Source organism: Limnohabitans sp. Rim8 (genome assembly GCF_945901735.1).
Lineage (GTDB): Bacteria > Pseudomonadota > Gammaproteobacteria > Burkholderiales > Burkholderiaceae_C > Limnohabitans_A.
The window spans coordinates 58248-79543 of record NZ_CAMDLM010000019.1; the positions used below are offsets into that span (position 1 = coordinate 58248).

Annotated in this window: 24 protein-coding genes; 14 read left to right on the plus strand and 10 right to left on the minus strand. The window is 62.4% G+C overall.

Features of this window, described 5'->3' with window-relative positions:
- Positions 1 to 38: 38 nt before the first annotated feature.
- Both Q0O99_RS10780 and Q0O99_RS10785 read right to left on the minus strand, forming a co-directional pair.
- A complete protein-coding gene (locus Q0O99_RS10780; protein WP_293751246.1) occupies positions 39 to 1382 on the minus strand; it encodes a cytochrome c in 1344 nt (447 codons plus the stop codon).
- The gene (locus Q0O99_RS10785) at positions 1379 to 2047 is read right to left on the minus strand and encodes a c-type cytochrome (RefSeq protein WP_293751289.1); all 669 of its coding nucleotides are present in this window, start codon (positions 2045 to 2047) and stop codon (positions 1379 to 1381) included. Before Q0O99_RS10785 ends, Q0O99_RS10780 begins: the two co-directional genes overlap by 4 nt.
- A gap of 294 nt (positions 2048 to 2341) precedes the next feature.
- Between Q0O99_RS10785 and Q0O99_RS10790 the strand changes: the two genes are divergently transcribed.
- Both Q0O99_RS10790 and Q0O99_RS10795 read left to right on the plus strand, forming a co-directional pair.
- Positions 2342 to 2860 (plus strand): GNAT family N-acetyltransferase, encoded by a 519-nt coding sequence (locus Q0O99_RS10790; RefSeq protein WP_293751248.1) that lies wholly within the window; start codon positions 2342 to 2344, stop codon positions 2858 to 2860.
- Between the two features lie 27 nt (positions 2861 to 2887).
- On the plus strand, positions 2888 to 3877 hold the full coding sequence (locus tag Q0O99_RS10795) for a tRNA-dihydrouridine synthase (protein WP_293751250.1): 990 nt from the start codon (positions 2888 to 2890) through the stop codon (positions 3875 to 3877).
- Here Q0O99_RS10795 and Q0O99_RS10800 read toward each other — a convergent pair.
- Entirely contained in the window at positions 3874 to 4167 is a 294-nt protein-coding gene (locus tag Q0O99_RS10800; RefSeq protein WP_293751252.1) for a hypothetical protein, read from the minus strand. The two genes, Q0O99_RS10795 and Q0O99_RS10800, sit on opposite strands and share 4 nt — an antisense overlap.
- A gap of 79 nt (positions 4168 to 4246) precedes the next feature.
- Here Q0O99_RS10800 and Q0O99_RS10805 point away from each other — a divergent pair, with 79 nt between their 5' ends.
- On the plus strand, positions 4247 to 4966 hold the full coding sequence (locus Q0O99_RS10805) for a pseudouridine synthase (protein WP_293751291.1): 720 nt from the start codon (positions 4247 to 4249) through the stop codon (positions 4964 to 4966).
- Between the two features lie 194 nt (positions 4967 to 5160).
- Here the strand turns inward: Q0O99_RS10805 and Q0O99_RS10810 are convergent, their stop codons facing one another.
- Positions 5161 to 5988, minus strand: coding sequence for an alpha/beta hydrolase (locus tag Q0O99_RS10810; protein WP_293751254.1), 828 nt, complete (start codon positions 5986 to 5988; stop codon positions 5161 to 5163).
- A 91-nt stretch (positions 5989 to 6079) separates the two neighbouring features.
- On the opposite strand from Q0O99_RS10810, the gene Q0O99_RS10815 reads away from it, so the two are divergent.
- The 9 genes from Q0O99_RS10815 (at position 6080) to ntrC (ending at position 15651) form a co-directional block, all read left to right on the plus strand.
- Entirely contained in the window at positions 6080 to 7033 is a 954-nt protein-coding gene (locus tag Q0O99_RS10815; RefSeq protein WP_293751256.1) for a YncE family protein, read from the plus strand.
- Between the two features lie 55 nt (positions 7034 to 7088).
- Positions 7089 to 7910 carry a polysaccharide deacetylase family protein gene (locus Q0O99_RS10820; RefSeq protein ID WP_293751293.1) on the plus strand — a complete coding sequence of 274 codons (822 nt, stop codon included), beginning with the start codon at positions 7089 to 7091 and terminating at the stop codon, positions 7908 to 7910.
- A gap of 6 nt (positions 7911 to 7916) precedes the next feature.
- Complete coding sequence (locus Q0O99_RS10825; protein ID WP_293751258.1) at positions 7917 to 8879, plus strand: sterol desaturase family protein; 963 nt, start codon at positions 7917 to 7919, stop codon at positions 8877 to 8879.
- Between the two features lie 28 nt (positions 8880 to 8907).
- Positions 8908 to 9843 (plus strand): EI24 domain-containing protein, encoded by a 936-nt coding sequence (locus tag Q0O99_RS10830; protein WP_293751260.1) that lies wholly within the window; start codon positions 8908 to 8910, stop codon positions 9841 to 9843.
- Between the two features lie 40 nt (positions 9844 to 9883).
- On the plus strand, positions 9884 to 10699 hold the full coding sequence (locus Q0O99_RS10835) for a molybdopterin-binding protein (protein ID WP_293751295.1): 816 nt from the start codon (positions 9884 to 9886) through the stop codon (positions 10697 to 10699).
- A 284-nt stretch (positions 10700 to 10983) separates the two neighbouring features.
- Positions 10984 to 12399, plus strand: a complete 1416-nt coding sequence (gene glnA, locus Q0O99_RS10840) for a type I glutamate--ammonia ligase (RefSeq protein WP_293751262.1) — start codon at positions 10984 to 10986, stop codon at positions 12397 to 12399.
- An 89-nt stretch (positions 12400 to 12488) separates the two neighbouring features.
- Complete coding sequence (locus Q0O99_RS10845; RefSeq protein WP_293751264.1) at positions 12489 to 12998, plus strand: hypothetical protein; 510 nt, start codon at positions 12489 to 12491, stop codon at positions 12996 to 12998.
- Entirely contained in the window at positions 12995 to 14056 is a 1062-nt protein-coding gene (gene glnL, locus Q0O99_RS10850; RefSeq protein ID WP_293751266.1) for a nitrogen regulation protein NR(II), read from the plus strand. Before Q0O99_RS10845 ends, glnL begins: the two co-directional genes overlap by 4 nt.
- A gap of 35 nt (positions 14057 to 14091) precedes the next feature.
- Positions 14092 to 15651, plus strand: coding sequence for a nitrogen regulation protein NR(I) (gene ntrC, locus Q0O99_RS10855; RefSeq protein WP_293751297.1), 1560 nt, complete (start codon positions 14092 to 14094; stop codon positions 15649 to 15651).
- An 18-nt stretch (positions 15652 to 15669) separates the two neighbouring features.
- On the opposite strand, the gene Q0O99_RS10860 is transcribed toward ntrC, so the two are convergent.
- The gene (locus Q0O99_RS10860) at positions 15670 to 15960 is read right to left on the minus strand and encodes a 2Fe-2S iron-sulfur cluster binding domain-containing protein (protein WP_293751268.1); all 291 of its coding nucleotides are present in this window, start codon (positions 15958 to 15960) and stop codon (positions 15670 to 15672) included.
- A 172-nt stretch (positions 15961 to 16132) separates the two neighbouring features.
- On the opposite strand from Q0O99_RS10860, the gene Q0O99_RS10865 reads away from it, so the two are divergent.
- Positions 16133 to 16993, plus strand: a complete 861-nt coding sequence (locus tag Q0O99_RS10865) for a DMT family transporter (protein ID WP_293751270.1) — start codon at positions 16133 to 16135, stop codon at positions 16991 to 16993.
- A 138-nt stretch (positions 16994 to 17131) separates the two neighbouring features.
- Here Q0O99_RS10865 and Q0O99_RS10870 read toward each other — a convergent pair whose 3' ends face one another.
- The 4 genes from Q0O99_RS10870 to Q0O99_RS10885 form a co-directional block, all read right to left on the minus strand.
- Positions 17132 to 17800, minus strand: a complete 669-nt coding sequence (locus Q0O99_RS10870; protein WP_293751272.1) for an RluA family pseudouridine synthase — start codon at positions 17798 to 17800, stop codon at positions 17132 to 17134.
- Between the two features lie 31 nt (positions 17801 to 17831).
- Positions 17832 to 17972, minus strand: a complete 141-nt coding sequence (locus Q0O99_RS10875; protein ID WP_199224961.1) for a hypothetical protein — start codon at positions 17970 to 17972, stop codon at positions 17832 to 17834.
- A gap of 114 nt (positions 17973 to 18086) precedes the next feature.
- Positions 18087 to 18725, minus strand: coding sequence for an NAD(P)H-dependent oxidoreductase (locus Q0O99_RS10880; RefSeq protein WP_293751275.1), 639 nt, complete (start codon positions 18723 to 18725; stop codon positions 18087 to 18089).
- A gap of 88 nt (positions 18726 to 18813) precedes the next feature.
- On the minus strand, positions 18814 to 19344 hold the full coding sequence (locus Q0O99_RS10885) for a pseudouridine synthase (RefSeq protein WP_293751277.1): 531 nt from the start codon (positions 19342 to 19344) through the stop codon (positions 18814 to 18816).
- Between the two features lie 58 nt (positions 19345 to 19402).
- On the opposite strand from Q0O99_RS10885, the gene Q0O99_RS10890 reads away from it, so the two are divergent.
- Positions 19403 to 20131, plus strand: a complete 729-nt coding sequence (locus Q0O99_RS10890; RefSeq protein ID WP_293751279.1) for an SOS response-associated peptidase family protein — start codon at positions 19403 to 19405, stop codon at positions 20129 to 20131.
- Between the two features lie 8 nt (positions 20132 to 20139).
- Here Q0O99_RS10890 and argH read toward each other — a convergent pair.
- Positions 20140 to 21296: argininosuccinate lyase (gene argH / locus Q0O99_RS10895; RefSeq protein ID WP_293751281.1), on the minus strand; the 1157-nt coding region annotated here is incomplete at its 5' end.

A 21296-nucleotide genomic window follows, 5' to 3' on the forward strand; every position in this document is an offset into this window, starting at 1 on the left:
GTCGTGTTGCGCGGTCGCAGACCGCTCCTACAGGGCCGTCACTGGCCTTGTGCGGCCCGGATGCGGTTGACCTGCAAGGGGGTGACTTCGCTCGTCTGGTTGCCCCAGCGGCTGCGCAAGTGGGTGAGCACGGCGGCGATGTCCCGATCGTCCAATTCCAACACGGCTGGCGGCATGCCAAAGGGGCGGGGGTGGCCTTCGGTTGCAGGGCCGTAGCCGCCGTACAGCACCAGTTGCACCAGGTTGGTGGGGTCGCTCAGCAGCACGGCGCGGTTGCCGGCCAGGGCGGGGTAAGCCACTTCGCCCGATGCGGTTTGGATGCCTTCGCCTTGTTCGCCGTGGCATTGCAGGCATTGGCGTTCGTAGACTTTGGCACCCTGGGTGGCCACCTGCAGGCTGATGCGGCTCGGCTTGGCCGCCGCTGGCGCGGGCTGAGGTGTGCTTTGGGCGCGTGACCGCAAATACACCGCCATGGCTTGCAGGTCGGCCTCTTTCAGGTGCTGCAGGCTGTGCTGCACGACTTCCCCCATGGGGCCGCTGGTTTGCGCCGTGGCCGAGCCGCCGGTGCGCAGCAGACGCACGATTTCGGGCAAGGGCGTGCTGGCCAGGCCCGACTCGGCATCGCGCGTCAGGTCGGGGGCGTACCAGTTGACCACTGGCATCAGGCCACCGGACAAATCGCTGACGGGCCCGCTGGCGCCCAGCGCGTTGCGCGGGCTGTGGCAAGCGGCGCAGTGGCCCAGGCCTTGCACCAGGTAGGCGCCCCGGTTCCATTCGGCGCTTTGCTTGTGGTCTGTCTGAAAAGGGTTGGACTGAAAAAACAGGCTGCGCCACACGGCCAGTGCGGGTTGGGTGCCCACGGGCCAGACCAAGGTGTGGGCAGGCTGGGCTTGCACCACCGGGGCCTGGGTGTTCAGCCAGGCAAAAATGGCGTCGCTGTCTTGGCGGGTGATGACGCTGGTGTGGTTGTACGGAAAAGCCGGGGCCAGCAAGCGAGCGTCTTTGGAGCGGCCTCGGTGCATGGCGTGCCAGAAGTCTTGCGCCGTCCATTGGCCCACACCGGTCTCGGGGTCGGGCGTGAGGTTGCTGCTGTACACGCCGCCAAAGGGCGTGTCGATGCGCCGACCGCCCGCAAAGGGTGTGCCGCCCCGGGTCGTGTGGCAGGCCATGCAATTGCCTGCCAGGGCCAGGTAGCGGCCTTGTTCGATCTGGGCTGCGCTGGCCTGCGGGGTCTGCGGTGTCTCAGTGGCCGAGGTTGGGGTGGGCAGAGCCAGGTCGCCCCAGTTGTCCCACGCCACCCCCAGGGCCAGCAACGCCATGCCGATCAGTGTGACCCAGCCCAGGCGTTTGACCGGGTGCATGCCTGGCCATGGGCGCTTCATGGCTTGCCCCCGTTCGGGGGCTTGGCGGCTCTGGCCGACAACTCGGGTGCACTGCCGCAGCGCAGGGCTTCAGGCAGTGCAGGCCCAGCAGGGGCGCGGTCGGCAGGCCGGGTGTCGGTGGGCAGCGGCTGGCGGGCAAGCCAGCTCGAGACGGCGATCAGGTCCTGTGCGGGCATGCGTTGGACGATTTCAGCCATGCAGTCGGGGGCGTGGGCACGGCGCTGCGCGGTTTGCCAGGCTCCCAGTTGCGCGTTCAGGTAATCAAGCGGCAAACCCAGCAGCCCCGGCACATTGGGCTGCACGCCGGTCAGTCGCACGCCATGGCACTGGGTGCAGGCGGGCAGGCCGCGTGTGGCGTCGCCTTGCGTCACGAGTTGCTGGCCTTTGGCCAAGCGCTCGGGGGTGATGGCGTTGCTGGCGGTGGGGGTGGGGTAGGGCAGCTGCAAGTGGGCAAAGTACTGCGCCATCTCGCCCAAATAGGCGTCGCTCAAAGGGTCGACCAGGCGGGCCATCAGATCGTAATGGCGGCGACCTTGGGCAAAATTGCGCAGCTGGTTGTGCAGGTAGCCTGCGGGTTTGCCCGCCAAGCGCGGGTAATAACCGTCGGGACCGGCGCGGCCTTGCTCGCCATGGCAGGCGGTGCAGGCGCGGGTGCGCTCGGCCATGTCGTTTGCAAAACGCTGGGGGGCCGGGACTTGGGCGTTCAGGGGGCCAGCACCCCAGGCCGCTGCGGCCCAAAACAGGCCTTTGAACAAACGTTTGAAAAACCAGGCGCTGGGCTGGCCCAAACGGGTTGGGGTCGGGTGATCCAGGGGAGTGGGTGACCTGGGCGCGGTGAAATTCTGACTGCTTGGAAACGTCCTCATACGCTGAAGATAACCGATGCGGCGACAATGTCGGGCTTTGCGCTGAAAGCCCTGAGGCCCCAGTGCGTTGTTTTTTCTTTATCTGTTCAAGCCATGTCCGATATCCAAGTCCGATTTGCCACCCTCCAAGATGCCCCTGCCGTGGCTGCTTTGCATGTCAGCGCGTGCCGCGCCGCCTACGCGGGCCAGGTGCCCGATGCCCATTGGGACGCCACGCCCATGCCCAAACGCGTGTCGTTCTGGAAAGAGGCCATCGAATACGGCGAGCCGCAAGTCATGGTGGCGGTGGATGGCCGCGAGATCGTGGGCTTTGTGGGCTTTGACCGCTCGCGTGACCCCAAGTCCAAAAACACCACGGGCGAAATTTGGGCCATTTACGCTGCGCCCGAGCGCATTGGCCGGGGCATTGGCCTGGCCCTGTGGGATGCCGCCCGCGAAGGCCTGGAAGACGAGGACTGCTCCGATGTGACCGTCTGGCTGCCGCTGTTGCACGAGCGCACCTTGCGCTTTCACGACCTGGCCGGCTTCAAGCGCGAGATGAACACCGCCCGCACCGTGCCCCTGGGCGGTGTGAAGGTCGAAGAAGTTCGTCTCAAGCGCAAGCTTGGCTGAACGCGCAGTCGACTTTCCAGGCTCCCTATGCACATCATGTTGGCCCCGATGGAGGGGCTGCTCGACCACACCCTGCGCGATGTGCTCACACGCGTAGGCGGGGTGCACGAGTGCGTCTCTGAATTCATTCGCGTGACCAACACCGTTTTGCCGCGCCGCGCTTTCATTCGGGTCGCGCCCGAGTTGCTCAACCGCAGCCGCACGATGGCGGGCGTGCCGGTCAAGGTGCAGCTGCTGGGCTCAGACCCGGCGTGCCTGGCCGACAACGCAGCGGCTCTGGCCGAATTGCAGCCGCATGGCATTGACCTGAACTTTGGTTGTCCGGCCAAAACCGTGAACCAGCACCGGGGCGGAGCGGTGCTGCTGGACGAGCCCGAGCTGGTGGGCCAGATCGTTGCGGCGGTGCGCCGGGCTGTGCCGGCACATATCCCGGTCTCGGCCAAGATGCGCTTGGGCTACAACGATGACCGCCGCGCCGAGGACTGCGCCCAAGCCATCGAGGCGGCCGGGGCCAGCGAGCTGGTGGTGCACGCCCGCACCAAGGCGCACGGTTACCGTCCGCCCGCCTATTGGGACCGCGTTGCCGACTTGCGCCAGCATGTGCGCTTGCCCATCGTGGCCAATGGCGAAATCTGGACGGTGGCCGACGCGCTGCGTTGCCGCGAGGTGACGGGCTGCGACCGCCTGATGATCGGGCGCGGCATGGTCACCGACCCGGGCCTGGCGCTGGCCATTGCGCACCGGCTGGCCACAGGGCAAGGGCGCGCGCCGGGGCAGGGTGTGCCTTGGTCCACCTTGGTGGCATTGGTGCAGGTGTTCTGGCTGGGCGTGAGCGCCCGCGTGGCGGCACGGCACCGGGCCGGGCGGCTCAAGCAGTGGCTCAATTACATGCGCCGGGTCTATCCCGAAGCGCAGCAGGCCTTTGACGAGTTGCGTCTGGTGCACGATGCCGCGCACATCGAGCGCTGGCTGGCGCTGCACACGGCCCCAGCACCAGATGCCGCTATGGCGATTTAGAGCTGCGCGGCGCCCTGGCTGGACAGCCGCAGGCGCGCTTTGTCGGCCCACAGCTGCAGGCTGGCGAACAAATCCTTTTGGCTGAAGGAGCAGCTTTCTTCGCTGAACAAGGCGCTGGCCTCGATGCGGTCGAGCAAGGGTTGCAACACCTCGTCAAAGCGTGCGGGCAGCGCCAAAGAGGCCGCTTGTGTGCGCCACAGGTGAATCATTTCGCTTTGCGGCAGCTCGCCGTTTTGGCTTTGGGCCAAAGCGGTGTTCATGCGATCGAGCGTTTCAAGGGCAGCACTCATGGGCCGTGTCTCCTGCAATCGAAAAGGGTCTGTTTCGAGGCGACAATCATGCCCCATGAAAGCCAAACCTCTCAAACCCATGCGCCTGGAAGACATCTTGTTCAGCCAGGGCTTTGGCACCCGCCGCGTCTGCGCAGGCCTGGTCCAGCAAGGCCATGTGCAATTGCAAGGCCAAACCGTCACCGACGCGGGCGAATTTTTTGATCTGGAGGGTCTGCAATTCACGGTGCAAGGCACCGTGTGGCCCTACCTGGACAAAGCCTACGTGCTGCTGCACAAGCCCGCAGGCACCGAGTGCTCGCAAAAGCCTTCGACCTGGCCGAGCATCTACACCTTGCTGCCCGCGCCTTTGCGCCAGCGCCCGCAAAAAGCAGCGGTGCAGGGTGTCCAAGCCGTGGGCCGACTTGACCAGGACACCACCGGCTTGCTGCTGCTGACCGACGACGGCCAGTTCATCCACAAGATGAGCTCGCCCAAACACCATGTGCCCAAGGTGTATGAGGTGACCACCAAACACCCCATCACGCCCGAGATGGTGGAAAAACTGCTGAGCGGGGTGGTGCTGGACGATGATCCCAAGCCCGTCAAAGCGGCGGCCTGCGAGGCGGTGGGCGAGCTGCACCTGAAACTGACCCTGACCGAGGGCAAATACCACCAGGTCAAGCGCATGGTCGCAGCCGTGGGCAACCGGGTGGAGGGCTTGCACCGCTCGCAAATCGGTGCCCTGGTGCTGGGCGATTTGGCTCCCGGGCAATGGCGCTTTTTGACGCCATCGGATTTGGCGGCGCTCAAGCCCTGAAATGTCGCTTCGCGAAAAGATGGCTGTCGGACCGTAAAGGCCCGACCCACGGGGGCTCGGTTTTCGCAGGTCGGTGTCTTCAGGTCCGACATCTTCGGTGCACCACCACAATTTGAAAAAGTCGCTTCGCGAAAGGGTGAAATGTCTGACCGTAAAGGCCCGACCTACGAGGGATCGGTCTTCGCAGGTCGCCTTCAGGTCCGACGACTTGCCAAACTGGCCATGAAGTCTTGAACCGCATGTTCCACGGCTTGCGGCTGGTCGCGGTGGGGTGAATGGCCGCAGGCGGGCAGGGTGAGCAATCGGGTGTGCGGCACGGCTTGGGCGATGTCCTCGATTTGGGCCAGGGTGCCGTAGGGGTCGTCCACGCCCTGGATGGCCAGCAGCGGGACCTGGATGCTTGGCAAATCGGAACGGATGTCAAAACTGGCAAAAGCCGGACTCAACCACACCTCGTTCCATTGCCAAAAAGCGCAGTCCACATCGGCGTGGTACCCGGTCAGCCGTTCGCGCAATGCGCCTTGCTCAAAAGCTTGGCGGGCCTGTGCAATGGCTTGCAGGGAGAGGGGCTCCACCATGATGTGGGGTGCCATGACGATGCAGCCACTCAGCTCAGAACGGCTGGCGTGCAACAAAGCGATGGTGCCTCCGTCCGAGTGCCCAAGCAACACAGGCCGTTCGATGTCCAAAGCCCGCAACAAATTGGGCAAGACCTCAAAGGCTTCGCGGTGCATGTAGTCGGGCAGCAAGCGCCCATGCCGGCGGCCATCCGTCTGGCCAGAGGGGCCGCGCACATCGGGCACGGGGTCGGATTGGCCGTAGCCCTGGCGCGAATACACCAGGCCCGCGCAACCGAGTTGCGCGCACAGGCGCGTTGGCCAGTCGCGCCACATGCGCACGCTGCCCAGGCCTTCGTGTAAAAAAACCAGGGTCGGGCCATCGGCACCGGCGGGTGGTGCGATGCTCAGGGTTTCAAGCCCGATGCCGCGAATATTTATTTGTTGAAAGCTGTGCGTCTGCATCTGAAATCCTGAAGGTGTGCCGTTTACACTTGAGCGCGATTTAGAAAGCCCCCAAGTGATTCGTTTTAGTGCATTTTCCAGAATTTTCTTCTTGCTTTTTGGGGTGGGGTTGGCCTGCACCGTGCTGGCCAAGCCGCCCGCACCTGTTTTTGTCCTCAATTCGCTCGAGGGCAACGTGAGTGTGATCGATCCGACCACCTGGACCGAGAAAAAACGCATCCCGACGGGCAAAGAGCCGCACCATTTGTATTTGACGCCGGATGAAAAATCGCTGATTGTGGCCAACGCCATGAGCGATTCCCTGACCTTCATCGACCCGCGCACTGCGCAAGTGCAGCGCACCGTGACCGGCATTCTGGACCCTTATCATTTGCGATTTTCGCCGGACATGAAGTGGTTTGTGACGGCCGCCAACCGTTTGAACCATGTGGACATTTACCGTTGGGACGGCCAAAACGCGCATTTGTCCAAACGCATTGCCACCGGTAAAACGCCCAGCCACCTGTGGATCGACAGCCGCAGCCAGACCGTTTGGGCCTCGATGCAGGACAGCAACGAGATCGTCTCGATTGACCTGAACACCCAATCGCTGAGCACGCGCACCCCCGTTGGTGCGGTGCCCGCCGATGTGTACGGCACGCCCGACGACAATTACCTTTTGGTGGGCCTGACCGGCGGCGATGGGGTCGAGGTCTACGACATCAGCGGGCCCAAGCCCAAATTGTTCAAAAAGATTCCCACGGGCAAAGGGGCGCATGCCTTTCGGGCGCTGGGGGACAAGCGCCATGTGTTTGTGAGCAACCGGGTGGCCAACTCCATCAGCCAGATCGACTTCATCGATTGGAAAGTGGTGGCGCAATTGCCCGGCCCTTCTGGCCCTGACTGCATGGACATCACCGCAGACGGCCAGCTGATTTTGGTGGCCTCACGTTGGTCGCGCAAATTGAGCGTGATCGACATCGCCTCGCGCAAATTGGTCAAGCAAGTGCCGGTGGGCAAGTCGCCCCACGGAGTGTGGACATTGGACCATGCGCCGCGCAACTGAGGCCTGCCCCTACCAAAGTGGCCCTTTCGCCGGGCTGGCCCTGTGCGTCTTGGCCATGGGTCCGGCACTTGTTCTGGCCCAAACTTTGACAGAACCCGCCGCCTGCAGCCGACCGGTCTACCTGACTTTTGACACGGGCCACATGGGCACAGCCCCGCTGATTGCCCAAGTGCTGCAACGCCACAAGGTGCCGGTCACTTTTTTTGCGGCCCATGAAAAAACCCAGCAAGGCGATGGCTCCTTGGGTGAGCACTGGGCCGACTGGTGGCGAGCTCGGGGGGCCGAAGGCCATGCCTTTGCCTCGCACACCTGGGACCACGCTCATTGGCGCGCCGACCTGGATGGCCCGGGTGATGTGCGCTTTCGCATCCGCCCGAGTGCGGGCCAGCAGGCCGGTCAAAACTTGCAGTGGAGTGCCCCGCAGTATTGCGACAATCTGCGCCAGGCCGCCAACCGTTTGCAAGCCCTGACCGGGCAAACGCCTTTGCCGTTGTTTCGTGCACCCGGTGGCAAAACCTCGGCCCGGCTGCTGCAAGCGGCCCGGCAATGCGGCTATGCGCATGTGGGTTGGGCGGATGCCGGCTTTTTGGGCGACGAGTTGCCCAGCGAGCGTTACAGCAACGCCCATTTGCTGCACAAAGCCCTGCAAAACATCCGGCCCGGCGACATTCTGATGGCCCACTTGGGCATTTGGTCGCGCCAAGACCCTTGGGCCCCGGCCGTGTTGGAGCCCTTGATCGTGGGCCTGAAGGCCCGCGGCCTGTGCTTTGCCACTTTGCGCGAGCACCCCCAATACCGTGACTGGGTGCGACAACATCCCCTGCAACTGGCGCAGCCCAACCCACCCCACGTGACCCAGCCCGCTCTAAGACCCTGAACCGCCATGGACAGCCTGATCGACGCCTTTTCTTGGATGCAACAAAGCCTGTTCGAGGCCGTGGTGCAGCCTCTGGTCTTTGCCCTGGGCCTGGCCCAATTGTTAGAAAAAGCCTACGAAGGCACAGGTTGGCTGGTGGTGGGTCTGCTGCAGATAGCGGTTTTGCTCATGGTGCTGGGCCCGATGCAGCGGCGCTGGCCGGTCGAGCCGGTGCTAGACACCCGTGCCGTGCGGGTGGACGTGGTCTACACCCTGATCCAGCGCTTGGGGCTATTCAAGCTGGCCATGTTTTTTTCCTTCGAATGGCTGTTTGAACAAGCTTGGGGCAGCTTGCGCGGCCTGGGCGCACCCACTTGGCACCTCGACCAGTTCTGGCCCGGTGTCAGCGATGTGGCTTGGGTCAGCTTTTTGATTTACCTGGTGGTGTTTGATTTTGTGCACTACTGGCTGCACCGGGGTCAGCACCAACTGCCGCGTTGGTGGGCCCTGCACAGCCTGCACCATGCGCAGCGCCAGATGACCATGTGGTCGGACAACCGCAACCACTTGCTCGACGATGTGCTGACCAGTTTGGCCCTGTCGGTGGTGGCGGTGCTGGTCGGGGTGGGGCCGGGGCAGTTTGTGGCCTTGGTGGCGCTGGGCCAGTTGAGCGAAAACTTCCAGCACGGCAACTTGCGCTTCTGGTTTGGCCGCATCGGCGAGCGGCTGTGGGTCAGCCCGCGTTTTCACCGTCGTCACCACAGCATCGGCATTGGCCACGAGACCGAGCGCCAAGGCCAGCGGCACCTGGGCGGCTGCAACTACGGCGTGCTCTTGCCCTGGTGGGACATGCTGTTTGGCACCGCCGATTTCACGCTGCGCTACGACCCGACCGGCATCCGCGACCAGGTCGAAAAAGGCCGAGACTACGGGCAAGGCTTTTGGGCACAGCAGTGGCTGGGCGTGCAGCGTCTGTTCGGACGGGCTTGAAGGGATGGCTTGGGTTAAGCTTTCCCCCATGAAACTCCTGATCGATTCCTTTTGGCGCGCGGCCGTGTATTGCCTGTATCCCCGAGTGATCGGTCTGTCGGTGTTGCCCTTGGTCTTGATCGTGGCCCTGTCGTGGTTGCTGGGGTACTTGTATTGGGACACGGCCGTCACCTTTGTGCGTGGCTGGCTCGATGCCAGCGCCTGGCTGGACACGGTCTGGCGCTGGTTCGAAGGCGTGGGATTGGGCAACCTCAAAACCGTGGTGGCCCCCCTGCTGGTGATTTTTGCTTTCACGCCCTTGGTGGTGGTGGCGTCCTTGCTGGCCGTGTCGTTCATGATGACCCCAGCCCTCACGCGCATGGTGGCCGAGCGGCGTTTTGCCGGCTTGCAGCGCAAGCACGGCGGCAGTTTGTTTTTGAGTCTGGGGTGGACCTTTTTCTCGCTGGTGCTGGCGCTGGGGGCGATGGTGCTGACTTTGCCCATGTGGTTGGTGCCGCCCTTGGCCTTGGTGCTGCCCGCGTTCATCTGGGGCTGGCTGACCTACCGCGTCATGGCGTTTGATGTGCTGGCTGAATTTGCCAGTGCCGACGAGCGCCACACCCTCATGGCACGCCACCGCATGAGCTTTTTGGGCATGGGCGTGGTCACCGGTCTCATGGGCGCTGCGCCCAGCCTGGTGTGGGCCTCGGGGGCCTTGTTTGCCGCGGCCTTTGTGATTTTGGTGCCCGTGGCCATCTGGATTTACACCCTGGTGTTCGCCTTTTCTTCGCTTTGGTTCGCGCATTTCGGCCTGGCCGCCTTGCAGGCCCTGCGGGACGAGCCCCGGCAAGCGTCCCTGGACGAGGTCTTGCCTGCGGCGCCTGCGGTGGCGGGCGTTTCGCCACATGCAGCGGCCCGCCTGGGGCGAGACGAGCCGGACCAGATCGATGGCATCACCGACGTCGTGCCGCGACTCAAGCCCTGATGCCGGACTGTTCTTTTCAACTGACCTCATGAGTTTTTCCATGACCCCCACCTTTGGCCTGATCATCATTGGCGACGAAATCATGTCCGGCAAGCGCCAGGACAAGCACATGCCCAAAGTCATCGAACTGATGAATGAGCGCGGCCTGAGCTTGAGTTGGGCCGAGTACGTGGGCGACTCGCCTGAGCGCATCACAGCCACTTTGCAGCGCGCTTTGGCGTCGCCCAACGTGGTGTTCAGCTGCGGCGGCATTGGCGCGACGCCCGATGACCACACCCGCCAATGTGCGGGCAAAGCCTTGGGTGTGCCGCTGGCCTTGCACCCCGAGGCCAAGCGCTTGATTCAAGAGCGCATGCAAGACACCGCCAAAGAGCAGGGCGTGGTTTATGAGCCAGACCGGCCAGACAATATCCACCGCCTGAACATGGGCACCTTCCCAGCGGGCGCAGACATCATTCTCAACCCGTACAACAAAATTCCCGGCTTCAGTTGCCGTGGCCCAGGTGGCGGTGCAGTGCACTTTGTGCCGGGCTTTCCGGTCATGGCCTGGCCCATGATCGCGTCGGTACTGGACGCCCAGTACAGCGCCTATTTCCGCCAACACGCTTATGTCGAGAAGTCGGTGATCGTTTTGGGCGCCATGGAAGCCACCTTGACCCCGCTCATGGAGACCATCGAAGCTGCGCACCCGGGCGTGAAGGTGTTCAGTCTTCCCAGTGTGGACCACCCGCAATGGGGAAGGCACATAGAACTGGGCGTGAAAGGCGAACCCGCCAACGCGCAAGCGGCCTACCTCAGCTTGCGGGAAGGCCTGAAGGCATTCACGCTCGAATATGGCCCCGAATTGGTGCGATAACCCAGGATGCACCAAAAAAATGAATAATTGCACTAAATTGGTGCAATTCAAGACGATCCAGAGGCTCTCAAGTCCAGTCCATCCCCCTCAGGTTTCAGTCAAAAGCCACGCTATCTTGGGTGATGACCACGACGGACTCTTTTTTTGTGCAGAGCCAAGGCCCATTTCGGGCTGCTCAGGGCACAATCAGGGGTTGTTCGGTGGCGTGGTCAGGGCCTGGTTGGCACAGAAACTGCAAGACCTGTGAGCAAGCTTTTTAACCCCTTTCCATTCAGGAGAATTTGATGGCCAAGACCGTCGCAGACGTGATGAAGATGGTGAAAGAGAACGAAGTCAAGTTTGTTGACTTCCGTTTCACCGATACCCGTGGCAAATGGCAGCACATCACTGCACCCGTGTCGCAGTTTGACGAAAGCAAGTTTGAAGACGGTCAAGCTTTTGACGGCTCTTCGATTGCGGGTTGGAAAGGCATTGAAGCTTCGGACATGTTGTTGATCCCTGATCCCAACAGCGCCATAATTGACCCATTTTTTGAAGAAGTCACCTTGGTCATGATTTGCGACGTGATCGAGCCGACAGACGGCAAAGCCTACGAGCGTGACCCACGTTCGATCGCCAAGCGCGCTGAAACTTACCTCAAGCAATCGGGCCTGGGCGACACCGCCTACTTTGGCCCCGAGCCAGAATTCTTCTTGTTTGACGAAGTTCGTTGGAGCACCGAGCCCAACAACACTTTCTACGCCATCGACGAAGCCGAAGCGCCCTGGAACAGCGGCACCAAGATGGACGGCGGCAACAAAGGCCACCGCAACCGCGTCAAGGGCGGCTATTTCCCAGTGCCACCCGTTGACAGCACACACGACATGCGCAGTGAAATGTCACTGATTTTGGAATCCGTGGGCATCCCGGTCGAAGTGCACCACCACGAAGTGGCGGGCGCGGGTCAGTGCGAAATCGGCACACGTTTTTCGACCCTGGTCGAGCGCGCTGACTGGACATTGCTGCAAAAGTACGTGATCCACAACGTGGCCAACGCCTACGGCAAAACCGCCACCTTCATGCCCAAGCCCTACGCGGGCGACAACGGCTCTGGCATGCACGTGCACCAGTCCATCTGGAAAGACGGCAAGAACCTGTTCGCCGGCAATGGCTACGCTGGTTTGTCTGAGTTCGCTTTGTTCTACATCGGCGGCATCATCAAGCACGCCCGTGCACTGAACGCGATCACCAACCCCGGCACCAACAGCTACAAGCGCCTGGTTCCTCACTACGAAGCCCCGGTTAAATTGGCTTACTCGGCCAAGAACCGCTCGGCCTCGATCCGGATCCCCAACGTCGCCAGCGACAAGGGCCGCCGCGTGGAAGCCCGCTTCCCAGATCCATTGTGCAACCCCTATCTCGGTTTCGCGGCCTTGTTGATGGCGGGCTTGGACGGTATCGAAAACAAGATCCATCCCGGCGAAGCTGCAACCAAGGACCTGTACCACTTGCCGCCAGAAGAAGACAAGTTGGTCCCAACAGTTTGCTCCAGCCTCGACCAGGCTTTGGACTGCCTGAACGCCGACCGCGCCTTTTTGACCAAGGGCGGCGTGTTCACCGACTCTTGGATCGACGCTTACATCGAATTGAAGATGCAAGAAGTCAACCGCAGCCGCGTCGAAGTGTCGCCGGTTGAGTACGACATGTATTACTCGCTCTAAGCATCATGACCACCATTGCACACCCACCTGTGCAATGCTCTGTAAGGACGGCCTCGGCCGTCCTTTTTTTGCTTTGGCTGTGTGCAGGCATGGCCGCACAAGCCCAGCAAGCGGTTTACCGCTGCGGCCAGGAGTACACCAATGCCCCGCGTGAGCCTGGATTGTGCGAACCCTTGGCCCAACAGGCCATCACCGTGATCAACGGCACCCGCCCCGCACCTTCGCCTGCTGCAGCGCCCACTGCCGTGCCTGCCCGCAGCACCAAACCCGGTGCCGCTGAAGCTGCCTCGGCTGACCCGCCCGATACCCCCGCAGTGGCGGCCCGCACCCCGGATGTGCAGCAAAGCGAGCGCGATGCGCAAGCGCGCACCATCTTGACGCAGGAGCTGGACAAGGCCCGTGCACAGCTGGCGCAGTTGCTGCAAAGCTTCAACCAAGGCGAGCCCGAAAAGTGGGCCGCTGAGACCCGTAACCATCAGAAATACCTGGACCGTGTGGCAGAGATGAAGGCGGCCATCGAACGCACCGAACGCGACATCGACAGCCTGCAACGCGAGCTGGTGCGCCGCACTGTGCAGACCAGCCGCCGCACGCCATGAACGCCCCCCACCGTTTCCAGGCCTTTGATTTGCTGGCCACGCCCGTGGCTGTGATGCAGGGCCAAGGCCGTGTGCGCTTTGTCAACGCAGCGCTCGAAGATGCTTTGGGCCTGTCCCGGCGCACGCTGTTCGACACCCACTTGCCTGACTATTTTGTTGATCCGCAGCCCCTGATCATGGCTTTGTCCGGGGCCCAGTCCAACGAGTTTGCCGCGCTGCGCTACGAAGCCCAACTGCGCCGCCTGCACCACGATGAACCTTTGCCCGTGCATGTGATTGTGGCGCTGACCGATCTGCCAGACGAAGTGATTGTGGAGTTGCTGCCGGTGGAGCAGCAAACCCGGCAAGAGCGAGAAGAGCGGCTGCTCGACCAGGCCCAAGCCAACCAGGAGCTGATCCGCAACCTGGCGCATGAGATCAAGAACCCGCTGGGCGGCATTCGCGGTTCGGCGCAGTTGCTGGAAATGGAGCTTGAAGACAAGGAGTTGACCGAGTACACGCAAGTCATCATCCACGAGGCGGACCGGTTGCAGACCCTGGTGGACCGCTTGCTGGCCCCGCACCGCAGGCCGCATGTGGTGGGCGATGTGAACATCCACGAGGTGTGCGAGCGCGTGCGAGCCTTGATCTTGGCCGAGTTCCCCCGGGGACTGAAGGTGGTGCGCGACTACGACATCTCGATCCCCGAGTTTCGCGGCGACCGCGAGCAGCTGATTCAGGCGGTGCTCAACATCGCGCACAACGCAGCGCAGGCTTTGCAAGAGCGCCTTGCACAGGGCGACGCGCAGATCACGCTCAAGACCCGGGTCTTGAGGCAAGTCACGTTTGGCAAGCAGCGTTATCGCCTGGCATTGGAATTGCATGTAATAGACAACGGGCCTGGTGTTCCAGACTCGATCAAGGACCGCATTTTCTTCCCGTTGATTTCGGGGCGCGAAGGCGGCTCAGGCCTGGGGCTCACTTTGGCGCAAACCTTTGTGCAGCAACACCATGGCCTGATCGAGTGTGACAGTGAGCCAGGCCGTACGGACTTCAAGATCCTGATTCCTTTGCCTTGAAGCACACCAGTTTGACCACAGAAAGTGCCACTTTGATGAAGCCGATCTGGATCGTAGACGATGACCAATCCATCCGCTTTGTGCTCGAAAAAGCACTGCTGCGCGAAGGCCTGCCGACGCGCAGTTTCACTAACCCGCGCGAGGTGATGAAGGCGCTGGAGGCCGAGGGCGAGCGTGACGGCCCGCAGGTGCTGGTCAGCGACATCCGCATGCCCGGCGGTTCGGGTCTGGATTTGCTCACGGCCATCAAGCAACGCATGCCCGGTTTGCCGGTCATCATCATGACCGCGTTTTCTGACTTGGACAGCGCAGTCTCTGCCTTTCAAAACGGGGCTTTCGAGTACCTGCCCAAGCCCTTTGACTTGCCCAAAGCGGTGGAGCTGATCCGCCGCGCGGTGGGTGAGAGCCAGCGCGAAGACGTGGCCGAAGAAAAAATGGCCGACGCACCCGAAATGCTGGGCCAGGCCCCGGCCATGCAGGACGTTTTTCGCGGCATCGGCCGCCTAGCGCAAAGCCACGTCACGGTGCTGATCACGGGCGAGTCGGGTTCGGGCAAAGAGCTGGTGGCGCACGCGCTGCACAAACACTCGCCACGTGCCAACCAGCCCTTTGTGGCCATCAACACAGCGGCCATCCCCAAAGACCTGCTCGAGAGCGAACTCTTTGGGCATGAGCGCGGTTCCTTCACGGGCGCCCAAGCCTCGCGCCGGGGCCGCTTTGAGCAGGCCGATGGCGGCACCTTGTTTCTGGACGAAATTGGCGACATGCCTTTTGATCTGCAGACGCGTTTGCTGCGGGTGCTGTCGGATGGTCACTTCTACCGGGTGGGCGGGCACAGCGCCGTCAAGGCCAATGTGCGCGTGATCGCTGCCACCCACCAGGACCTGGAGCTGCGCGTCAAGGAAGGCGGTTTCCGCGAAGACTTGTACCACCGCCTGAACGTGATTCGCCTGCGCCTGCCCGCACTGCGCGAGCGGCGCGAAGACGTGCCTGTGCTGTCGCGTTACTTCTTGCAGCGCAGTGCTCATCAGTTGGGCGTTGAGCCCAAACGCATGGACGATGCTGCGCTGGAGCGTCTGAGTCACTTCCAGTTTCCTGGCAATGTGCGCCAGCTGGAAAACATTTGCCACTGGCTCACGGTGATGGCGCCGACGCAAACAATTGAAGTCAAAGACTTGCCGCCTGAGGTGTTGGGGTCCGCACGCGGGGCTGTGTCTGCTGCATTCACGGCCTTGTCTTCTGGCGGTGGAGAGGGAGGCTTGGCCGAGACCCCACTTGCCCTGTCAGAGCCAGGCCAACTTGTCGGTGATGAACGGTCCTTGCGCGCGCAGAACTTGACGACAACTTTTGACATTCAGGAGGTCAACACAGCGGACATGGGCTGGGAGCCCGGCCTTGAGCAAGAGGCCCTGGTCTTGCTCAAATCAGGCCGCACCGATGTTTGGGACGCGCTCACCCGTCGTTTTGAAACTAGCCTGATTCAGGCGGCTCTTGCGACCACACGGGGCCGACGGATCGAGGCGGCGCAAAAACTGGGCATTGGGCGCAACACCATCACCCGAAAAATCCAGGAATTGGGTCTGGACGAGGCCTAACGCACAAGGGTATCTGGGTTAGGCCAATGGGTCTTGCAGCACCACATCGCCGAGGGGCCGTGCCACGCAGGGCAGCACCCAGCCCTCAGCTTTTTCTTCGGACGTGAGGCCAGGCCAGGCCATTTCGTAATGCACCTGACCCGAGACCAGTTGCCCGATGCAGGTGCGGCAAGTGCCCGATCGGCAGGAGCTGGGCCACTGCAGGCCGCCTTGCTCCAGCGAGTCCAGCAGGCTCTGAGATTTCCAGGCGTCAAAACAGCCGCCGTCGGGGGCGATGCGGGCATTGAAAAAAGGGATTTCTTGGGACATGGTTGGCGAGTGTAGCGGCGTTGGCCTGTAGGGCGCGAGGCTGTTGTAGAGGGTTTGGCCGTGCGTGACAGCTCTGGGTGCAAGGGCGTGCCAAGATGCTGGTCTCAAGAACCGCTTGCCACCCGTGAATCACCCACCGCACCAGCCCCGAACCTCTGCCCAAGCCTGTTGGATGGGACCCGGCATCTTCTTTGCCGTGCTGGCCATGGCCAGCCTGAGCTTCAGCGACGCCACCAGCAAATGGGTCATGCTCAGCGTCACGCCAGTGATGGTACTGTGGTTCCGCTACGCGGTGCAGGCCCTGGGCACCGCGCTGGTGCTGGCCCCGGTGCGTGGTCGCGCCATGTGGCGCACGGACAGCCTGCGTTGGCAGTTGCTGCGCGGATTGCTCATGGTCTCTTGCAGCCTGCTGGCCTTTTACTGCTTGCAGTGCATGCCGGTGGCCGAGTTCACCGCCACCGTCATGCTCACGCCCTTGGTGCTCACGGCGCTGGCCCGCTTTGTCATGAAGGAACAGGTCTCGCCGCTGCGCTGGCTCATGGTGGTGGGCGGTTTGATTGGGGCCCTGCTGGTCATCCGCCCGGGTGGGCAGGTCGACAGTTCGGTGGGCTGGATGGCGCTCACGGTGGTGCTGACTTACGCGGTGTTCCAAGCCGTGACCAGCCACATGACGCGCACCGAAGACCCGGCCGTGATGCAGCTGTACACCGGCTGGGTGGGTTGGGCCGTGAGCACGCTGCTGGTGTTCAACGCTTGGGTCACACCACAAAGCGTGCAGGAATGGGCACTCCTGCTCTTGGTGGGCTTGGCCGCCACCCTGGGCCAGTACCTGCTGATCGTGGCATTTTCCAAAGCCCCGGCCTCGGTGGTGTCGCCTTTTCTCTACACCGGGGTGGGCTTTTCAACGCTGATGGGCTGGTGGTTGTTTGACCACATCCCCGACGCGCTGGCCTTCACGGGCATGGGTCTGGTGGTGCTGTGCGGCGTGGTGTCGGGCCGCATTGCCAAACCCCGTGAGTTGGCGAGGCCCTGACTGCGTAGGTCGGTGCCTTCAGGTCCGACATTTTCGGTGCGCCACCGCCCTTTGATAATGTCGCTTCGCGAAAAGATGGCAGTCGGACCGTAAAGGCCCGACCTACGGTCGAGCACTGGACCTGGGGTGGTGGCCCACTCAGGTGATGAACGGCAATGTGGCCGACCATTGCACCGGGGCTTTGAATGCCAGAGCTTGTTCGGTGAAGGGGTGCACAAAGGCCAATTCTTGTGCGTGCAGCAGCAAGCGGGGGCTCAGCGCTTTAATGTCCAGCGGTGCATACAGCGAGTCGCCCAGCATCGGGTGGCCAATGCTTTGCAGGTGCACGCGCAACTGGTGGGTGCGGCCCGTGACGGGTTCGAGCTCGATCAGGCTGGCGCTGTCGCTGGTTTGTAGAGCACGCCAGCGGCTGCGACTGGCTTTGCCATCGGGGTGGATGATGTGCAGCGGGCGACGTTCCCAGTCGAGCAAAATCGGGCCGTCGATGGTGCGCCAGCCGTCTTCGTCTGGCACCATGGCCGCTTGGGATTGCGAAGGCTGGCCTGCCACCACCGCCGCATAGCGTTTTTTGACCTGGCGGGTTTCAAACAACTTGCTCAGGCGGCGCTGGGCTTCAATGCCCCGGGCCATGAGCAGCAGGCCCGAGGTGTCTTGGTCCAGGCGGTGCACGATCAGGGCTTCGGGGTAGCGGCCCTGCACCCGTTTGGACAGGCAGTCTTGCTTGTCCGGGCCGCGACCGGGCACGGACAACAAACCGCTGGGTTTTTCCAGCACCAGCAGGTGCTCGTCTTCGTGGATCGGGGTCATGCGAAGCGAGCGAGGTGCTCGGCTGAGAAGATCACTTGTCTTTGACTTTACCGCGTGGGGCCACAAAGGTGGCCGGTGCCATGGGGCGGTCAGACGTGAACGTCTTGGGGGGCGCGGTGTCCTTCTTTGGCTTCTTGGCCATTTTGTTGCTGCGTTGTTCGCCTTTGGCCATGGTGTTTCCTTGGGTTGCATCCCGATTTGGGAAGGCTTGATGTTAAAGCACAAAGCCGCAGAATTTGCGGCTTTGTGGGGTATCAGGCCTGCCCGTTTTCAGCGGGCGCGGCCATCATTTGACTTCGGACACAAATTGCGCAGTGGGGCGGCGCACTTTTTTCAGGTGCTCCAACCAGTCGCCAACGGCTGCGCGGTAACCCAGGGGCACGAGGACCACGCTGCGCAGGCCGCGGGCGCTCAGGCCCAAAATTTCGTCCACCGCTTTGGGGTCAAAGCCTTCCATGGGCGTGGCATCGACTTCTTCAAAAGCCGCAGCGATCAGGGACGCGCCCAAGGCAATATAAGCTTGGCGAGCGGCGTGCTCGTAGTTCACCTCGGGTGTGCGGGCCGGGTAGTTCTTGAGCAACATCTGGCGGTAGTTTTCCCAGCCTTCGTTGGTGCCGCCGCGCTCGGCGTTGGTCAGGTCAAACATCATGTTGATGCGCTCGGCGGTGTAGTTGTCCCAAGCAGCAAATACCAGCAGGTGCGAACCGTCTGTGACTTGGGCTTGGCCCCGTGCGGCGGACTTGAGTTGTTCGCGCACTTCGGGGTTGGTCACGAGGATGATTTCCAAGGGCTGCAGACCGCTCGACGTGGGGGCCAGACGTGCCGCTTCGACGATGCGATCGACCTTGTCTTGCGGAACGGCTTTCGCCGGGTCCATTTTTTTGCAGGCATAGCGCCATTCAAGTTTTTTCAGCAATTCAGACATGGGTGTTCATTTGGGGTTAAAAGATGCGCGATTGTGCAGGAAGACGCCGGGCGCCGGCGTCGCATCGGCGCAAGCCAATGCCCCGGACTCAGATTTGCTGCCAAGTGCCTGCGGGCAGGCGATCCAGGTTGTATGGCCCCACCGCGGTGCGGATCAGGCGCAGCGTGGGCAAGCCCACGGCGGCAGTCATGCGGCGCACTTGGCGGTTGCGGCCCTCGCGAATCACCAACTCCAGCCAAGAAGTCGGAATGTTCTTGCGCTCGCGAATCGGCGGGTTGCGCGGCCACAGCTCAGCGGGCGGCTGTACCGCGCTGGCGCGGGCGGGCAGGGTGGGGCCATCGTTCAGCGTCACGCCCCGGATCAGTTGGTTCAATGCGGCCTGAGTCAACACGCCCTCCACCTGCACCAAATAGGTTTTTTCCATCTTGAAGCGCGGGTCGGCAATTCTGGCCTGGAGCTGTCCATCGTCGGTCAGCAGCAGCAAGCCTTCGCTGTCGGCGTCGAGGCGCCCCGCCACATACACGCCGGGCAGGTCGATGTGGTCGATCAGCCCGGTCCAGCGCCCCTCGGGGGTGAACTGGCTGAGCACGCCATAGGGCTTGTTGAAGCGGATCAGCATGGGCAGGCAAGTCTTGTCATCGATTACTGAGCGTATCAGGTCGGTTAGCATCGACCGCATGAGCACCCAATACGAATGCCTGAAAAGCCCCGACCTGTACGCCGAGGCCTTTGGCATCGCTCCGCCCAAAGCCTTGCTGGGCAAAGAAGTCTGGCCGCGACAGCCGGGTTTTTTCATCCGCAAGGCGGTGTTGGCGGCTGAACAGGCCCAAGTGCCGACCTCTGAATCCCATGCCGAGGATCCAGTTGACGACGCCCCCGTTCAAGCCCCCGCCAGCCCGCTGGTGATGGAACTGGCCCAAGGCCAATTCGGTCTGGTGCCCACCTGGGTCAAGTCGGCGTCTGACGCCAAGCTGCGGTCCACCAAGTTGGCCGTGACCCGCTATGAAACCATGAGCACCGCCACGCCCACGCGCGAGACCTGGTTGAATGCGCAGCGCTGCATCATCCCTATGCAAGCGTTTTTAGAAAACGACTGGCGCAGCGGCAAGGGGGTGCCCACACGCATCGCGCGGGTCGATGGCCAGCCCATGGGTGTGGCCGGATTGTGGGAGTGCTGGGTGCAGGGCGAGGAAGAAATCGTCAGCTTCACTCTGCTCACAGTGAACGCCAACAGCCACGCCCTGATGAACCGCTATGGCCAAAACGGTAACGAAAAACGCATGCCCGCCATCCTGAACGAGGGCGCTTACGGTGCCTGGCTCAGCGCCCCCATCGACAAAGCACGCGAGTTCATGCGGGCCTACCCCGCCCATTTGCTGCTGGCCAACCCGGTGCAGAAAAAATAGCGCGGCCTTCAGGCCAAACGGCTGCGATGCCGAGCAATCTGCGCCCGCACTTGCACTGGTGCCGTGCCGCCCAATGTGTTGCGGGCGTTCAGCGAGCCTTGCAGGCTGAGCGGGCCAAACACATCGGCTTCGATGCGGCTGTCGAACTTTTGCAGGGTCGCAAGCGGCAACTCTGACAAATCTACGTCCAGACCTTGGGCGGTTTTGACGGCGTGGGCTACCACTTCGTGGGCATCACGGAAGGGCAATCCTTTTTTCACCAAGTAGTCTGCCAAGTCGGTGGCGGTGGCGTAGCCCTTTTTGACGGCCGCTTCCATGGCTGATGGGTTGACGGTGATGCCGCCTTCTTTCTGGCCGGTGGCGGGGTTGAGTTGGCCGCCGACCATTTCGCTGAAGATGCGCAGGGTGTCCTTGAGCGTGTCCACCGTGTCGAACAGCGGCTCCTTGTCTTCCTGGTTGTCTTTGTTGTAGGCCAGGGGCTGGCCCTTCATCAGGGTGATCAGGCCCATCAGGTGACCGACCACGCGGCCGGTTTTGCCGCGTGCGAGTTCTGGCACATCGGGATTTTTCTTCTGCGGCATGATGCTCGAGCCGGTGGTGAAGCGGTCGGCAATGCGCACAAAACCGAAGTTCTGGCTCATCCACAAAATCAACTCTTCGCTGAAACGGCTGATGTGCACCATGCACAGGCTCGCAGCTGCGGTGAATTCGATGGCAAAGTCGCGGTCGCTCACGCCGTCCAGGCTGTTTTGGCAAACCTGCGGGTTGCCTGCTTCGTCGACCATGCCCAAGGTGCGGGCTACGCGTTCGCGGTCCAGCGGGTAAGTGGTGCCCGCCAAAGCAGCGCTGCCCAGCGGCAGGCGGTTGGTGCGGCGGCGCACGTCGCTCATGCGCTCGGCATCCCGACCGAACATCTCCACGTAGGCCAGCAGGTGGTGCGCAAAGCTCACGGGTTGGGCCACTTGCAAGTGGGTGAAGCCCGGCATGATGACTTCGACGTTCTGCTCAGCCACATCGACCAGCGACTTTTGCAGGTCGGCCAGCAAATCAATGATCAGGTCCATCTCACTGCGTAACCACAGGCGCACGTCGGTGGCGACCTGGTCGTTGCGGCTGCGGCCGGTGTGCAGGCGCTTACCCGCATCGCCCACCAGGGTGGTCAGCC

Excerpts from the sequence above, each read along its gene's own strand:
- Q0O99_RS10780 (WP_293751246.1), bottom strand. The coding sequence starts at position 1,382 with ATGAAGCGCCCATGGCCAGGCATGCACCCGGTCAAACGCCTGGGCTGG.
- Q0O99_RS10785 (WP_293751289.1), bottom strand. The coding sequence starts at position 2,047 with ATGGCCGAGCGCACCCGCGCCTGCACCGCCTGCCATGGCGAGCAAGGC.
- Q0O99_RS10790 (WP_293751248.1), top strand. The coding sequence starts at position 2,342 with ATGTCCGATATCCAAGTCCGATTTGCCACCCTCCAAGATGCCCCTGCC.
- Q0O99_RS10795 (WP_293751250.1), top strand. The coding sequence starts at position 2,888 with ATGCACATCATGTTGGCCCCGATGGAGGGGCTGCTCGACCACACCCTG.
- Q0O99_RS10800 (WP_293751252.1), bottom strand. The coding sequence starts at position 4,167 with ATGAGTGCTGCCCTTGAAACGCTCGATCGCATGAACACCGCTTTGGCC.
- Q0O99_RS10805 (WP_293751291.1), top strand. The coding sequence starts at position 4,247 with ATGCGCCTGGAAGACATCTTGTTCAGCCAGGGCTTTGGCACCCGCCGC.
- Q0O99_RS10810 (WP_293751254.1), bottom strand. The coding sequence starts at position 5,988 with ATGCAGACGCACAGCTTTCAACAAATAAATATTCGCGGCATCGGGCTT.
- Q0O99_RS10820 (WP_293751293.1), top strand. The coding sequence starts at position 7,089 with ATGGGTCCGGCACTTGTTCTGGCCCAAACTTTGACAGAACCCGCCGCC.
- Q0O99_RS10825 (WP_293751258.1), top strand. The coding sequence starts at position 7,917 with ATGGACAGCCTGATCGACGCCTTTTCTTGGATGCAACAAAGCCTGTTC.
- Q0O99_RS10830 (WP_293751260.1), top strand. The coding sequence starts at position 8,908 with ATGAAACTCCTGATCGATTCCTTTTGGCGCGCGGCCGTGTATTGCCTG.
- Q0O99_RS10835 (WP_293751295.1), top strand. The coding sequence starts at position 9,884 with ATGACCCCCACCTTTGGCCTGATCATCATTGGCGACGAAATCATGTCC.
- glnA (WP_293751262.1), top strand. The coding sequence starts at position 10,984 with ATGGCCAAGACCGTCGCAGACGTGATGAAGATGGTGAAAGAGAACGAA.
- Q0O99_RS10845 (WP_293751264.1), top strand. The coding sequence starts at position 12,489 with ATGGCCGCACAAGCCCAGCAAGCGGTTTACCGCTGCGGCCAGGAGTAC.
- glnL (WP_293751266.1), top strand. The coding sequence starts at position 12,995 with ATGAACGCCCCCCACCGTTTCCAGGCCTTTGATTTGCTGGCCACGCCC.
- ntrC (WP_293751297.1), top strand. The coding sequence starts at position 14,092 with ATGAAGCCGATCTGGATCGTAGACGATGACCAATCCATCCGCTTTGTG.
- Q0O99_RS10860 (WP_293751268.1), bottom strand. The coding sequence starts at position 15,960 with ATGTCCCAAGAAATCCCTTTTTTCAATGCCCGCATCGCCCCCGACGGC.
- Q0O99_RS10865 (WP_293751270.1), top strand. The coding sequence starts at position 16,133 with ATGGGACCCGGCATCTTCTTTGCCGTGCTGGCCATGGCCAGCCTGAGC.
- Q0O99_RS10870 (WP_293751272.1), bottom strand. The coding sequence starts at position 17,800 with ATGACCCCGATCCACGAAGACGAGCACCTGCTGGTGCTGGAAAAACCC.
- Q0O99_RS10875 (WP_199224961.1), bottom strand. The coding sequence starts at position 17,972 with ATGGCCAAAGGCGAACAACGCAGCAACAAAATGGCCAAGAAGCCAAAG.
- Q0O99_RS10880 (WP_293751275.1), bottom strand. The coding sequence starts at position 18,725 with ATGTCTGAATTGCTGAAAAAACTTGAATGGCGCTATGCCTGCAAAAAA.
- Q0O99_RS10885 (WP_293751277.1), bottom strand. The coding sequence starts at position 19,344 with ATGCTGATCCGCTTCAACAAGCCCTATGGCGTGCTCAGCCAGTTCACC.
- Q0O99_RS10890 (WP_293751279.1), top strand. The coding sequence starts at position 19,403 with ATGAGCACCCAATACGAATGCCTGAAAAGCCCCGACCTGTACGCCGAG.